This window comes from Pseudoflavitalea rhizosphaerae (genome assembly GCF_003991355.1).
Lineage (GTDB): Bacteria > Bacteroidota > Bacteroidia > Chitinophagales > Chitinophagaceae > Pseudobacter > Pseudobacter rhizosphaerae.
The window spans coordinates 787,650-803,080 of record NZ_RCSU01000002.1; the positions used below are offsets into that span (position 1 = coordinate 787,650).

The following is a 15,431-nucleotide window of genomic DNA, read 5'->3' on the forward strand; positions in this document are numbered from 1 at the left end:
CACTTTCCTGTAGCAAAAGAATGGGAAGATCGTTTTAGTGTATATGCAGAACGATCTGGAATATAATGATGAGCTACTGGCAACACTCTTCAAAAAGTGGTCGGACCAGCCATTAACTCCTGCCGAAGAGCAGTTGCTGAACAAATGGCTGGCAGCCTCGCCAGACAACCCAAAAGCATTCGATGAAATACTGGATGAAAACTGGGTAAGGAATAACCTGAAGGAATGGACCCATTCCAATGCGGAACAGATCTGGCAACGTTCCAGGGAACAGGCCGGCGTGGTAAGTATCAATAGCAAACGAAGGCCCATCGCCGGATGGGTCCGTTATGCAGCAGCAGTACTACTGATAGCAGGAGGAGCCTGGTTCCTTTGGGAACAATCGGAGACCAATAAACAAACCAGCACAGGATCAGCACAGCAAACAATTACACAGGATATAGCCCCGGGAACACAAATCGCAACCCTGACCCTTTCGGATGGGTCAACCATTCTGCTGGATAGTGCGGCAAAGGGAGTACTTGCCAAACAGGGAAATGCCGAGATCAGGAAAGATGCTGCAGGACAAATAAGCTATACAGAGAGCAATCAACGTAACAAGTCATCTGAAAATATCCGGTACAATACTATGTCCACCCCCAAAGGGGGCCAATACCAGCTGGTATTACCGGATGGCACAAAAGTTTATCTGAATGCCGCATCCTCCATCACCTACCCCGTTGCATTCGTTACCGGTACGCGTACCGTTACGTTAACAGGCGAAGCTTATTTTGAGGTAGCGGCTGATGCCAGGTTACCTTTCATAGTTGAAACAGTAACTGACAAGATAACGGTATTGGGTACCCGATTCAACATAAATGCCTATGCTGATGAAAAAGCGATCAAGTCCACGCTCGTGGAAGGCTCTATCAAAGTGAACGATCGCGTACTCAAGCCGGGTGAAGCTTATAGCAACGGAAAAGTATTTGCCACGGATACGGACCAGGACATAGCCTGGAAGAATGGCATTTTCGATTTCAACAATATATCCGTTCAGGACGCGATGCGGCAACTTTCCCGCTGGTACAATATTAAAGTAGTGTATGACGAACCAGTGGATGAAACCTTTCTTGGAAAAATTGGAAGAAACCTTACTCTTAATCAGGTGCTGAAGATCATGGACGGCGCCGGGGCCCATTTCAGACTCGAAGGCAATACCCTTCACGTTTCACGATAACCTTATCCTGCGATCAGATCCATCCTGCAAAAAGAAAGGCAGTGGGAAGACTGCCTTTCATGATTCCGGGATTGGTTAAAACTGCGTGTAACAATTTATTCAAAACCCAAAACTGCTACTAAGTTATGTGTTTTTATCGATCTGCCCCGCCAGGGCGGCCTGGAGGCTTCTTAACCAAAATGTTCAGGGGTATGAAAATTACTGCCATTCTACTGCTGCTGGGCTGCTTGCAGGTAAGCGCCGCTGCTGTGTCCCAAACGATCACTTATTCCGGCAAGGAAGTGAGTCTCTCCACCATCATCTCAGTGATCGAAAAACAAACGGGCTACCTGGTATTCACCAACAAAAAACAGGTAAGCCAGGCGGCTCCTGTAACCATCGAAGCCAGGCAGATGCCCGTTGAAACTTTCCTGAAAAAAATATTGGGCGATGGACCTTTGGAATTTTCAATTGAAGGAAATACCATCTCCATCAAATTGAAGGATCAGATACCATTGTTCGAAAAGCCCGCCCCGCCTGTAAGCGGGCGAATCATCGATGTAAATTTTCAACCGCTCGCGGATGTAAGCATACGCATCAGGGGAACGCGGAAAGGCACTACATCCGGTGCGAACGGCAGGTTTTCGATGGACCTGAATGAAGATGAAATACTGGACATTTCCGCGGTGGGGTTCCAGCCCATTTCCCTGCAGCTCTCCGGCGATCTGTTCCGCGTTGTGTCTCCCGACCGCTCAGGCCGCAACAGGCAGAGCAATGATGAAGCGGGCAATAACAGCCAGTTGCTGATCGCCAATAAACAAAATGTACAGATCAAATTGATGCGCGCCAACACGGTACTGGAAGATGCAGTAGTGTACAATGGCTTTCAGCAGATCAAACAAAAATACCTGACGGGTTCCGTGACTTCCCTGAATATGGATTCAATCATGCAACCAGGTTTGAGCACGGTAGATAAGATGCTCGAAGGTCGTGTGCCCGGCCTTACCTATATGCAGAACTCCGGACAAGCCGGCGCTGCCCCCAAACTCCGTATTCGCGGCACTTCCACATATCTTGGTTCCCGCGAACCCTTGTGGGTGGTGGATGGCATCATCCGCACCAACCCTATCCCTATTCCGGCAGACAGGATCAATGATCCGGATTTCGTGAACCTGCTGGGCAATGCCATTTCCGGATTGAATCCTTACGACATTGAGCAGATCGATGTACTGAAAGATGCCACGGCAGCAGCGCTGTACGGAGTAAGGGCCGCCAATGGTGTGATAGTGATCACTACCAAAAGAGGGAAAGCCGGACCGCCGGTAGTCAACTACAATGTATCGGGCTCCTACACACGAAGACCAAGATATACAGACCGGGATGTTTACATGATGGATTCCCGTGAGCGCGTGGACGTATCCCGTGAGATCATCGAAAAGAAACTGCCACTGCGTGGCTCCGGCCTCGAAGCATATGAGTTGGCGATTGCCGAATACTATGCCGGCAAGATCGATTTCGCCACTTTCCAGCAACGTGTCAACAGGGCGGAGTCCGTGAATACAGACTGGCTGGGCAACACCATGCAGGATGCATTCATCACCAGGCATACGCTCAGTATCTCAGGCGGCAATGCCTCTACAGTCTATCGTGCATCGGTAGGTTTCAACTCGGAACCGGGTGTGATCAAAAAAGAGAGCAACAAACTGTATACGGGAACATTGAATCTCCAGCTCAATTACAGGAAATTCAAAGCGGTTTTCCAAATCCAGTTGGGAAGGGAAAAGCGCCGGTACACTCCTAATGAGATAGGTGTGATGAATTATGCTTATGGCACCAGCCGCGCCATTCCCCTTTACAATGAAGACGGCTCCCCCTATTTTTATTCAACGCTTGGCTCTCAAACCAATGTTTCCAGTTTCCATGATTTCAAAAAAATGAATATTCTTCATGAAATGGATCATACCGGGGAAACAGTTGAAAACAGCGAATACACGGCAAGCGCCAATCTACGCTACGAGATCGCCAGCGGCATACAGTTGAGCGCTGTGCTTGCACATACAGGAGGCAGTTCGGACCACAATACCTGGTTTGAAGAAAATACTGACTGGGCATACAAAATCAGAAGCCAGGCCTGGCACACCACCCAGCAAGTTTTCCGTCCGGATATGGACCTACTTCCATTTGGCGGAGAGCTTCGTCAACAAATGGTCAGGAAACAAAACTATACTATCAATGGCCAGCTCGATATCAGCAGGTACCTGGATTACATGAGGAAACACCAGCTCACCGCAGCTATCGGTGGTGTAGTCAATTCAAGCAATAGCAGCACAACTGCGCGCACCAGCAGAGGCTATTACCCTGAACGTGGTTTCAGCTTCGCCGATATCGATCTGGCAAAATACAAGAACTATGCCTCCTGGCTGCGGCAAAATGGCGGAACGGTGATCACCGAAATTTTGGAAAATAGTCTGCGCACCTTTCTCACTGCCACCTATGTTTTCAACGACCGCTATGTATTTACCGCTACCACCAGCCAGGAGTTCTCCAATGCTTTCGGATCCAGGAGCAATGAAAAATTCCTGCCTACCTGGGCATTGTCAGGCAGATGGAATATCCATGAAGACCTGTTCAAACAATTGCCGTGGGTGGAGATGGCGGCGCTCCGTTTCTCTTATGGCACGCAGGGCAACATGCTCAACGGACAAACACCGTACACCATTATGCGAAAAGGACCGATCAATACTTATTACGATGCTTATGGGTCAACCATTGTTTCTTATCCAAACCCGGACCTGAGATGGGAGAAGAAACGGGATTATAATGGTAGCCTTGAGTTCTCGATCCTGAAAGGAAGGATCAGGGGCTCACTTGGATATTTTTACAGTAAAACCACCAATGCCTTTTTGACCAAGAAAGTGTCTGTGGTGAACGGAGTGCCGGGCAATTCCTACGTGGTGAACGGTGGCATCCTGGAGAACCAGGGTGTGGAATTGAGTATGAATTTCAGGATCATCAACAACAAAAGTACAGGCAATAAGAAAGGCTTCATGTGGCGTTTCGATCCACAGCTTGGGCAGGTGTTCAACAAACTGATCAATAATAACCTGAACAGCCGGAATGTACTGGTGGATGATGCTGCACTCACTTACCAGGATTACCTGTCTGGCAATGTGCCTGTCAATGGAAAATCAGTGAACACTTTCTATTCCTATCGTTTCAAAACACTTGACCCCCAGTATGGTTTTCCTGTTTTTTATGGAGCAGAACCTGATAACAAAGCAGCGTTGATGGCGCAATACAATAAGATGACGAAGGATGAGGTATTCAGTATGGTAATGATGGAATCAGGAAGAAGGGAGCCCGTGTTGCAGGGCGGCATAAACAATACCTTCACATACGGCAACTGGAGCCTCGATATCATGTTTAGCTACAGTGTTGGCAACAAAGTGCGACTGCTCCAGATCGCATCCGGCAATTACGGCACTTTCCGGCCCAGCTCGCAGCAAAACCTCCGCAAAGAGTTTGTCAACCGCTGGCGTTATCCGGGCGATGAAAAAAACACCAATATCCCGGCCCTCCAGGGAGGGCAGCTCCTTACATCGGATAGATATGCCTGGTGGATCGATGCCGGATATGTACAGTCCAACCGGTTTGCCACTGATTATTACCAGATGTATGATTTCTCCGATATCCGCGTGGTGAAAGGGGATCACATCAAACTCCAAAACGTGGCGCTGACCTACATGTTCCCCCGTGAGCTATGTATGAAACTGAACATTAAGGGAGCTACTGTAAAGCTGACCGGAAATAACCTGTTCACTATTGCCGATAAAGAATTGCGCGGACAGGATCCAACGCAATCCGGCTCTTCGCCTAATATCAATCTTTCAATCAGGCCCGTATATACGTTCAATCTCAATCTCAGCTTTTAAAAGAATGATTATGCAACCACATACAACCAGGATTTTGGTGCCGCTGTTTTGCATACTGGCCATCAGTAGCCTGTCTTGCAAAAAATTCCTCTCTTCCTATTCCCAGAACAACAGTTTCATCGAAACGGCAGGTGACCTGGATGAATTACTGGTGGGAACAGCTTATTACAATCCTGTGGGCGGTGGAGAAATAAGGCTTTATGCAATGGACGATGATGCACAGATAACCCCCACGCAACAGAACAATCATAATTATGAACTGCGCACAGGTTGGCATTACTGGCAGGCGGAGCCCAGGCTCTCCACCGCTGGCAAGCTGGAAAATACCGATGTTTTTTATAATGATCTCTACATCAGGATAGCAGGCATCAATACGATACTGCACAATGCTGCAGAGCTGGGAAAGAAGAATGAACCCGCCGCTACATTAAAAAGGATTGCCGGAGAAGCGCATTACCTGAGGGCTGTGTATTATTTCATGCTGGTGAATTTGTATGGCAAACCTTATCGCTCATCCACGGCAGGCACAGATTTTGGCGTACCTCTGAAAACAGAGCCTGCCATCAAAGACCAGGCCGTTACGCGCAGCACTACCGGAGAAGTATACCTGCAAATTGTGAAAGACCTGCAGGAAGCTGAACAGGAACTGGCAGGCGCCAACAAAGGTTCCACCATCCGTGTTACCCAACAGGCTGCACAGGCTTTACTCAGCCGGGTCTATCTGTTCATGGAAGAGTATGAGAAAGCTTTGCTCTATGCCAATAAAGTGATTGAAAGCCAACTGTATGAGGTGAAGGATCTCAATCTTCATACAGCAGGTGATGATTTCCTGTACCGGCATTCATCGGAAGAGATCTTCACTATGGGCGCTAATCATTTTGCTGGTATAATGGCCCTCAATTACGATAAACCCGCCGGACCATTCTACAGGGTATCTGAAGAGCTGGCCCTGAGCTATCCCCAGGATGATCTTCGATTGAAGGTTTTCCTCGCACAGAACAGCCAGGGATATTACCGGGTGGTCAAAAAGAGAAAAACGCTCAACGCTACAGTGGATGATGTATCCGATATGTTCCTGGTCCGCATTTCTGAAATGTACCTCAACAAAGCGGAAGCGCTGGCTGCACTCGGCCGTTCCGAAGAAGCCCGCAACAGTTTGCAGGAACTGAGGAAAAAACGGTTTCAACCCGCTGCGCTTACGCCGCTTAGTGAGGAAGGAGCAGCGCTCGTTACCAGAGTTCGTGAAGAACGCAGGCTGGAGCTTTGTTTTGAAGGACATCGCTGGTTCGATCTTCGCCGTTATGCGGTGAACAGTAAATACCCGTTCAGCAAATCCATCAGGCACCGCTCCATCATATTCGTCGGTAATGGATTTGCAGAAAACGGTTATTATGATCTGGGACCCTATGAGCAGGATGAAGCTGCTTATATCGTTCCCATCGCCAGCGATGAAATAGAATTCAACAGGGGGCTTATCACCAATGAACAAAGACCCATGAGACCATTGAAACAATAACCTGTTCCATCATCTTACCAATCCCACATCATTATGAAACAGCATAGACTCAATATAACGGTTACCCGCACCCTCGCCTGCTGCCTGTTGATGGCCTTGCTGGCAACCAACTGCCGGAAAGAAAAAATGCCATCTCCCTCATTCCTGGATGAAAATTATTTCGTTGTGGAAGACGATCCCAATGATCCTGTACAGCATGCCAGGTATGAGTTTTTCAAAAGCACCGGCATTGCCAGCTTTTCTAACGACACCATCAAAAAGAAACAGGTGGGTGTGATCGATGGAAAGCCCAGGTATACCTACTACACCTTATCGATAGACTACACAATGTATGGCGATTTCAACATGAGCTTCAAACTGGTGTCGGACAAAACACAGATACCGGCCTTCCTTGACCTGTTGAAGCAAGACCTTCTTCCCAGGCTTCCTGCCAGGATCCACGTTCCCAGCATCCTCATGCTCGATTCTGTATACTATGCAGGCTTTACCGCTCAGAATACCCAGATTGCCGATGGCTGGACTGCTGTTCAGGGATTCAATACCATTGGTATCAGCGTAAAGAACGTAGCAGCCATGAGCGATATTGAAAAACGAATATATGTCGCTTCCATAATGGCAGGTATTGCAGAAAAACGTTTGAACGATTTGTATGATGAAAGATTGCAGCAGGAGTTTTTCAGTATCTCCAGGGCTGCAATGAATGCGATAATGCCCGGATTGGAAATTTATTTCGGTATTCCCTTCATGTATGCGTTTCCAGCAGGTAACCAACCTGCTGCCAATTCAGTGGGTATACTGAAATATCCGCGTGTGAAGCTGGCGGAGACACCACCCATGAATGACCTGGAAAGTATGCCCCGAACTTCAGATGATCTGAGGGCTTTCCTTACTGCTGGTTTATGTTATACAGAAGAAGAATTCACCAACCTGTATCCCAACAATGCCTTGATCCTGGAAAAATTCAGTGTTATCAGGAAAATTGTCAGTGATGCAGGTTTCAAACTACCCGGATAAACGTAATAGCCATGAATTCCTGTCAGAGCCATATTCAATACCAGTTTACCAAAATTGTAGAGAACTGGAGCGGACATCTTCAGCATACTGCTTTCCAGATCACCAAAAACAAACAGGTAACTGAAGACATCGTACAGGAAGCATTCCTGGAATTATGGAAACACCGTAGTAAAATAATTCCTGAAAACCCCGTAGGATGGTTATCGAAAGCAGTCACCAACCTGGCACTTAAACATGTAAGGAAAACAACTGTTCAAATCCGCGTATTCAAGGCCTTGAGTTACGAAAAAAGATCCTGCTATTCAAATGTTGAAGAACGTTTGATAGGAAAAGAAAGTGAAGTATTGCTTAACAGCGCTATCAGCAAGCTCCCCTCCCAACAACAAATCGTTTTGCACCTTAGCAAAGAGATCGGTTTGAGAAGACAGGAAATTGCCACCCAGCTTCAAATATCTCCCAATACAGTAAAAGTGCATTTGCTGCGCGCCATGCAATTTGTGAAAGAAAATATTTGCTTCATATTGTTGTTTTCTATTTTTTGCGCCTGCAATAATTTATTTTTCAAAAGCAGTAATACAGATGAACAGTTCAGGGACTTATATAAAACAGAACAAGTGAACAGTGCAGAACGATCAGCAGAATTATTGAGTCTCTCAGTGAACAGCTACGCAACAGTGATAAAAAATATTTCACAGGTAGTTTCGGTTTCCCTTAATCAATAAAGCCGCCTTCAAGGCTGGTAAATCAAAAAAGATCAAAGCGGCATGCTATTGTGATCCGGTAATGCCATGCCTATACTCAAATAAAATAAACCCAATTGCATGATCTTAAAAACAGAAAATCTATCCCACCGCTACAGCAGTACCTGGGCCATCAGGGATATCAATATCGAAATTGCTGAAAATGGAATAATAGGTTTGCTGGGTTCCAATGGCGCCGGCAAATCCACTACCATGAATATTATCTGCGGCACATTGAATCCAACTGAAGGGAATGTATATATAAACGGGATCAATAAACGAAAAGATCCGGAAGCTGCAAAAAGGGAAATTGGTTTCATGCCACAGACGCCTCCACTGTATACAGATCTCACTATCGATGAATACCTCGTTTACACGGCAGAGTTGAGATTGATAGATAAAAAGAAAGTAAGGGCTGCTGTAGAAGAGGTGAAAGACAAATGCGGTCTCTCCCATTTCAGTTCCCGGCTTATCAAGAACCTGTCTGGCGGCTATCGCCAAAGGGTAGGCATTGCACAGTCCATCATTCACAAACCCAAACTGGTAGTAATGGATGAACCTACCAACGGGCTTGATCCCAACCAACTGATCGAGGCCAGGAAACTCATCCGGGAGATATCACAGGAGCATACGGTCTTATTGTCCTCACATATCCTTTCTGAGATCAATATCCTCTGCCGGGAGATCATCATGATCGAAAACGGAAGGATCGTTTTTTCAGATACTATGGACGCTTTCAATAATTACACACAGGCGCGGTCCATATTGATGAAATTCGACAACCCGCCCGCAAAAGAAATGCTGCAACAGATCAAAGGCGTTACCAGTGTGGAATTTCTCAATGGTCAGCAGGTGCGCATCCATTTCGATGGAGACCAGGATATGAACGACCGGCTTATTACCGCCAGTGTGGAGAATGGATGGAAGCTGCGCGAGATCGGTTACGACAAAGGCATGCTTGATGATATTTTTAAACAACTGTCCTCTCAGACATCATAAATAATCCCTGATGCGAATAATTACAAGAATTGCAAAGAATGAGCTGCGGCACCTTTTCTATTCTCCCGTGGCCTGGTTCCTGGCAATTGTGATGCTGGTGATGTGCGCTGCATACTACACCAACCTGATGTACCTGATTGCGAAAATTGAGGAAATAACCAACAGGGTAAACCCAATGGCACCGCTGGAGAACGTAAAATCCAATACATTCAATATCTACAGTGGCCCTATCGGTTTTTTTGTAAAAACGCTTAGCCAACTCTACCTGTTTGTACCCTTGCTCACCATGGCTGTGATCAGCAGGGAATTCAACAGCGGGACCATCAGGCTATTGTACTCATCTCCCATCAAGCTCAGGCAGATCGTTTTTGGAAAATACCTTGGCATGATGGCATTCTGTTTGGTGCTGGTGCTGATCGCTGCTATTTTTATTGTGGTCGGTTTCTTCAATATTAAATCCATTGACCTTCCCCCGTTGCTTTCGGGTCTGCTGGCGCTATACTTGTTACTATGTGCATTAACGGCTATCGGCTTTTTCATGTCGAGCCTCACTAATTATCAGATCATTTCCGCCATTGCAAGTTTTACGCTGCTATTCGTTCTCTCAAGGATCGGCAGCCTCTGGCAGGATCATGAATTTGTGAGGGATATCACCTGGTTCATTTCCATTTCAGGAAGAACGGAGAAAATGATACTTGGACTGATCACTTCCAAAGACATCATCTATTACCTGTTGATCATCTTCATGTTCATTGGATTCACTTACCTGAAGATGAATGATAGTCTTGAAAAAAGGCCCTGGTTCATTAAGACTGCCAGGTACCTCGCAATTGTGCTGATCAGCTTGTCAGTTGGCTATCTCAGTTCCAGGCCCGCAGCCACCGCATATCTGGACACAACCGCACAGCAGCTCAATTCAGCGCATCCCAATACGCAGGAGATTATCCGCTCTTTAAATGAGGGGCCATTGGAAGTAACCCTGTACGTTAATATTTTTGACCGCAATCCAGCAAGCGGACAATACGGTTTTCCTAACCGGCGCAATGTATATCTCGATGACTATTGGGAATTTTATCAACGATTCAAACCTGATATACATTTCAGGTACGAATATTACTACGCCCTGGTTCCTGGAGACAGCAGCTTGTATAAGAGATTTCCGGGAAAATCATTGAAACAGATCGCCGGACTAATGGCCAAAATATTCCAGATCGATTCAACTTTACTGAATTCCCCCGAACAGATGCCTAATAAAGCTGAACTGGCGTCTGAAAATTACACGCTTTATATCAAGTTAAAATATCAGGACCGTTCGGCCATTCTCAGGCCCGCATTTACCGGACCCCGGTGGCCGAACCAGCAAACGGTGAACGCAGCGCTGTGCAGGCTCCTGGATATCCCCATTCCAAAGGTTTACTTCCTTACTGGTCAGTTGGAAAGAAGTATTCATAAAAAAGGGGAAAGGGAATATTTCCAACATACTATCAGTAAAGAGAATAGAGAGTCTTTGATCAATATTGGATTTGATGCTGATTCCCTGAATTTATTGGAAAGAGATATCCCAGCTTCTACCGCTGTGCTGGTAGTAGCAGATCCGAAAGTGGAGTATACTGAACCTGTGTTGGCCAAATTACAGCAGTATATCAGGTCCGGCGGAAATATGCTCATCATGGGAGAGCCGGGCAAACAACATGTACTGAATCCACTGCTTCGTGAAACAGGTGTGCAGTTGATGGATGGTCAGTTGGTACAGTTACACAAGAATGCAACACCTGAAAAGATTGTAAGTGAGCTGACAAAGCAAGCTACTGATCTGTCAGGAGAAGAGAGGTTCAGGTATTATAAACACCTTTTGTCTTTAGGTATCAAAAAGGAGAATATCAACTACGTTGCTGCAAGTGTGGCTGCCCTGTCCGTGACGGAGAAGAAGGATTTTGAAATAAAACCCCTGGTATTGACACAGCCCGGTAAGGCATGGCTGAAAGCTGGTAAGTTGGTGGCAGATTCTTCCGCCCCCATTTTCAATGAACTGGAAGGCGACAAAAAGGAAAACAATTTTCCTGTTGCGGTGCAACTGACAAGAATGATCAATCGAAAAGAACAAAGGATCATCGTAGCCGGAGATGCAGATATCATGAGCGCACTCAGAGACTTCGAAGTAATGACACGCGCTTCCTATAGTTGGACTTCCTATAACAAATTCCCGGTTTATACACCAGTTCCCTACGCGAAAGACAACCAATATAATATTACCGTTACACTGGCATCTGTTCAGAAAACAATTTTCATCTGGATAGTCCCTGCATTGATCCTCATAGCAGGCAGCATGATCCTTTTAAGAAGAAAAAGAAAATAAATAATTCCATCATGAAAGTCATTTACAGTATTGCCAAAAATGAGTTTCGATACTTGTTTTATTCACCCATTGCCTGGTTCGTATTGCTGATATTCATGGTGCAGTGCGGTTACTTCTACGCTGAATCTATTTATCATTTTGCCAATGCACAGGAAGTATATTTGAAAAACTCTCCTTCCTTCAAAGGTTTCAAGGACCCCATTACATTGATCACTTTCATTGAAGGCAAGTTTTTCCCCAATATCATGCAAAACCTTTTCCTGTTCCTGCCTATCCTCACCATGGGATTGATCAGCCGGGAAAACAATAGTGGAACAAGTGCGCTGCTGTTCTCCTCACCAGTCAGTATCAGGCGGATCGTGCTGGGAAAGTACCTGGGCATCATGATTTACAACTTGCTGCTATTATTGGTGGCAGCCATATTTGTAGTGGCCGGCATGCTCAATATCAAGGATGTGGATTATGGTTTGCTCCTGTCAGCCTTGCTGAGCTTTTACCTGCTGGTATGTGCCTATTCCGCTATCGGCCTGTTCATGAGCAGCCTCAGCTCTTACCAGATCGTTTCAGCGATGGCTACCTTTTCAGCCATTTTCATCCTGAGCCGGATCGGAGGCTTGTGGCAACGGTATGATCTGGTGAGGGACCTCACCTGGTTCCTTTCACTGCAAGACCGTACCGGAAAAATGTTGCATGGCCTCATCGTTACCAGGGATATCATTTATTTCATTCTGGTTACCGGGATGTTCATTGCCTTCACATATCTCAGGCTTATGAGCAAAATGGAATTCAAGCCCTGGTATATCAGGACAGGGAAATATCTCGCTGTACTGGGCGTGGTATTGTTTATCGGCTACTTCAGCGCCCGCCCCGCCCTTACCGGTTACCTCGATGCAACTGCAACAGACAGGAACACCCTCCATCCTAAAACACAGGCCGTTTTAAAAGAATTTGGTGACAGTACACTGGAAGTAACCCTGTATGTAGACTTGCTGGATAAATACATGACGAGAGGCTTGCCTGAAAGCCGGAACGCAGATTATCTGGGAAAATTCTGGGACGCTTATCTCCGGTTCAAGCCTGACATAAAATTCAACTATGAATATTATTACGGCTATGATCCTGCCATAGACGACAGTATGCTATTGAAGCGGTTTCGCGGCCTGGGTTTACAGGACATTGTAAAGGAATATTGCAGTCTCTTTGAATTCGATCCCTCTTATTTCAAGCCGGCAGAGCAGTTGGAAGCCGCTGCAGATCTTCGTAAACAGGATTATAAAACAGTGATACAGTTGAAATACCAGGGGCGCACTACTTATGTGCGCACTTTTGAAGACACCAAATTCTGGCCGAACGAAACCAATCTGATACCAGGCCTCAAACGTATACTTGGCCATCCAATCCCTTCGATAGGATTCAGTACCGGGGCTTTGGAAAGGGGCATTTACCGGAAAGGGGAAAGGGATTATAACGTACATACTGCAGCGAAAAGAGTGAGAATGGCGCTTGTCAATAACGGATTCGATGTTGATACAATCAACCTGAATACGGCCAATATCCCCGATAACCTGTCAGCACTCGTTATCGCAGATCCGAAAAGGGAATTAAGCGCTGAAGTGCAAAACAAGATCAGTCAGTATGTAAGCAAAGGTGGAAACCTGATGATCAATGGCGAACCCGGAAAACAATATGTGTTGAATCCCGTATTGTCGCAGTTTGGCATTCAACTGGAAAATGGACAACTGGTATATCCCAGTTATGATGAAACGCCTGATAAAGTGATCTCCTACCTCACTGCGAACAGCAAAGACCTGTGGGCCAGATTAATCGACACAGGCAGAACAAAAACAAACGATAGTATTGCCCTGTTGATGCCGGGTGCAACCCAGGTAACCAATACCGGTAGTACCGGCTGGCGATCAGACACCCTTGCCACCACCATGCCTGGAAGGAGCTGGTTGAAGATGGGACCTGTTGTGGTCGATTCCATTCTTCCTCCCTTCAATGCATTGGAAGGGGATATCAGGTTATCATCCTTTCCCACTGTTCAGCGGCTGAGACGGCCCGGTAATGGTAAGGAGCAACGGGTGATCATCACTGGCGATGCTGACTATGCCAGTAATTTAAGGTTGCGAATGAACGTCTCCTATCTCACGCCAACCTATAGCTGGGTCACCAACAATCTATTCCCCGTGTATACTCCCAAAAAACCTGATGAAGATGTCATGCTTACTATTGGTGAACGGGTTGGGTATTATCAGAAAATAATTTTCATCTGGGTGTTGCCAACTGTGTTCTTGCTCTCAGGTGCAATATTATTAATCCGTCGAAAAAGAAAATAGTAAAGGATGTATTTACAAACCGATGAACAAACGATCGAGGATCTGCGGATCTTCGGCAAGCGAGACAGCCAGGGATTATTCGATCTCTACAATCATTCCCATACCCGTGGCGCAGAAACCGTATTGAAAGAGATGTTCACCAGGCCGTTATCTGATCAACAAGAGATCAACCGGCGGAGTAATATTATCAGCAGATTTTCGGTTATGAACATGCGCTTTCCTTTTGAAGGAGCCTTATTTGATATGGCGGAGAAATATTTGCTGGCAGCGGATGAACAAAAAAAGCAGGGAACGCAGCATTCCGTACTCAGTGAAAAAGAGATCAGCAATGGCGTAACGGCGCTGATCACATTGATACAACAGATCAAAGTTTTCATAGAAACAAAGGATGTCATAGCCATGGAATCCTATACAAAGGAAAGGGAGGCGATTGCCTCCCTCCTCCTCGACCCTGCTTTTGAACCGGTAATGCGGGAGCAGTCCAAAGCAAAACTGAGCTATGCTGCTATCACCGCGTATGACCTGCTCTTCCGGCATCGTGAAAGAAACAAAATTGAACAACTGCTGGCGCAGATCTACCAACTGGATGTTTACCTTTCTGTTGCGAAAGTAGCGCGTGAAAGGAAGTTCATTTTTCCAAAAGCTTTGCCCAAAGGCAGCAGTACACTTTTGTTGAAAGGTGTGTATCATCCGGAACTTGCAAAGCCGGTGAGCAATGATTTTTCGATGGATGCCGGCCATAATGTGGTATTCCTCACTGGCGCAAATATGGCAGGCAAGTCTACGTTTTTAAGATCTGTGAGTACTGCTGTATATGTGGCTCATATTGGCTTTCCGGTGGCGGCACAGGAAATGGAATTCTCTGTCTTGGATGGTATCTACACCACCATCAACCTGCCAGACAACCTGGGTATTGGCGCCAGCCATTTCTACGCGGAAGTGTTGCGGGTAAAAAAAGTAGCGGCTGAATTACAAGCCAATAAATCGCTCTTCATCATCTTCGATGAAATGTTCCGCGGCACCAATGTGAAAGATGCACATGAAGCCACCGTGGAGATCACCATTGCCTTTGCGGCAAAGCGGAACAGCATGTTCATCATCTCTTCCCATATTGTGGAAGCGGGAGAACGATTGCAGCAGGTGCCGAGTATCGGTTTCCAGTTCCTTCCCACACGCATGAACGGAAACATACCCGAATATACCTATACGTTAGAGCGCGGAATCACCGCAGACCGCCACGGCATGATCATCATCCGCAACGAAGGCATCCTGGAAACACTTCGGAATGGCCGCAGGCGGACAGTTCAATAAATCATCAGCGAGCCGCCAGTCGCTCGCCT

At 46.4% G+C, this 15,431-nt stretch carries 9 protein-coding genes; all 9 read left to right on the forward strand.

What is annotated here, in order from left to right; genetic code table 11:
• The first annotated feature begins 43 nt into the window (after nt 1–43).
• The 9 genes from D9Y29_RS05835 (at nt 44) to D9Y29_RS05875 (ending at nt 15,402) form a co-directional block, all read left to right on the forward strand.
• A complete protein-coding gene (locus tag D9Y29_RS05835; RefSeq protein ID WP_127125935.1) occupies nt 44–1,216 on the forward strand; it encodes a FecR family protein in 1,173 nt (390 codons plus the stop codon).
• A 191-nt stretch (nt 1,217–1,407) separates the two neighbouring features.
• Nucleotides 1,408–5,127 carry a SusC/RagA family TonB-linked outer membrane protein gene (locus D9Y29_RS05840; RefSeq protein WP_164735278.1) on the forward strand — a complete coding sequence of 1,240 codons (3,720 nt, stop codon included), beginning with the start codon at nt 1,408–1,410 and terminating at the stop codon, nt 5,125–5,127.
• A 10-nt stretch (nt 5,128–5,137) separates the two neighbouring features.
• A complete protein-coding gene (locus D9Y29_RS05845; RefSeq protein ID WP_164735279.1) occupies nt 5,138–6,643 on the forward strand; it encodes a RagB/SusD family nutrient uptake outer membrane protein in 1,506 nt (501 codons plus the stop codon).
• Nucleotides 6,644–6,676: 33 nt separating this feature from the next.
• Nucleotides 6,677–7,657 (forward strand): hypothetical protein, encoded by a 981-nt coding sequence (locus tag D9Y29_RS05850; protein ID WP_127125941.1) that lies wholly within the window; start codon nt 6,677–6,679, stop codon nt 7,655–7,657.
• 11 nt (nt 7,658–7,668) lie between these two features.
• The gene (locus D9Y29_RS05855; protein WP_127125943.1) at nt 7,669–8,379 is read left to right on the forward strand and encodes an RNA polymerase sigma factor; all 711 of its coding nucleotides are present in this window, start codon (nt 7,669–7,671) and stop codon (nt 8,377–8,379) included.
• Between the two features lie 99 nt (nt 8,380–8,478).
• Entirely contained in the window at nt 8,479–9,396 is a 918-nt protein-coding gene (locus D9Y29_RS05860) for an ABC transporter ATP-binding protein (RefSeq protein WP_127125945.1), read from the forward strand.
• Nucleotides 9,397–9,406: 10 nt separating this feature from the next.
• Nucleotides 9,407–11,752, forward strand: coding sequence for a Gldg family protein (locus D9Y29_RS05865; RefSeq protein ID WP_127125947.1), 2,346 nt, complete (start codon nt 9,407–9,409; stop codon nt 11,750–11,752).
• Between the two features lie 11 nt (nt 11,753–11,763).
• Nucleotides 11,764–14,091, forward strand: a complete 2,328-nt coding sequence (locus D9Y29_RS05870; RefSeq protein ID WP_127125949.1) for a Gldg family protein — start codon at nt 11,764–11,766, stop codon at nt 14,089–14,091.
• 6 nt (nt 14,092–14,097) lie between these two features.
• Nucleotides 14,098–15,402, forward strand: coding sequence for a MutS-related protein (locus tag D9Y29_RS05875; RefSeq protein WP_127125951.1), 1,305 nt, complete (start codon nt 14,098–14,100; stop codon nt 15,400–15,402).
• The last annotated feature ends 29 nt before the right edge of the window (nt 15,403–15,431 follow it).

Coding starts and splice junctions, on each gene's coding strand:
- D9Y29_RS05835 (WP_127125935.1), top strand. CDS start 44: ATGCAGAACGATCTGGAATATAATGATGAGCTACTGGCAACACTCTTC.
- D9Y29_RS05840 (WP_164735278.1), top strand. CDS start 1,408: ATGAAAATTACTGCCATTCTACTGCTGCTGGGCTGCTTGCAGGTAAGC.
- D9Y29_RS05845 (WP_164735279.1), top strand. CDS start 5,138: ATGCAACCACATACAACCAGGATTTTGGTGCCGCTGTTTTGCATACTG.
- D9Y29_RS05850 (WP_127125941.1), top strand. CDS start 6,677: ATGAAACAGCATAGACTCAATATAACGGTTACCCGCACCCTCGCCTGC.
- D9Y29_RS05855 (WP_127125943.1), top strand. CDS start 7,669: ATGAATTCCTGTCAGAGCCATATTCAATACCAGTTTACCAAAATTGTA.
- D9Y29_RS05860 (WP_127125945.1), top strand. CDS start 8,479: ATGATCTTAAAAACAGAAAATCTATCCCACCGCTACAGCAGTACCTGG.
- D9Y29_RS05865 (WP_127125947.1), top strand. CDS start 9,407: ATGCGAATAATTACAAGAATTGCAAAGAATGAGCTGCGGCACCTTTTC.
- D9Y29_RS05870 (WP_127125949.1), top strand. CDS start 11,764: ATGAAAGTCATTTACAGTATTGCCAAAAATGAGTTTCGATACTTGTTT.
- D9Y29_RS05875 (WP_127125951.1), top strand. CDS start 14,098: ATGTATTTACAAACCGATGAACAAACGATCGAGGATCTGCGGATCTTC.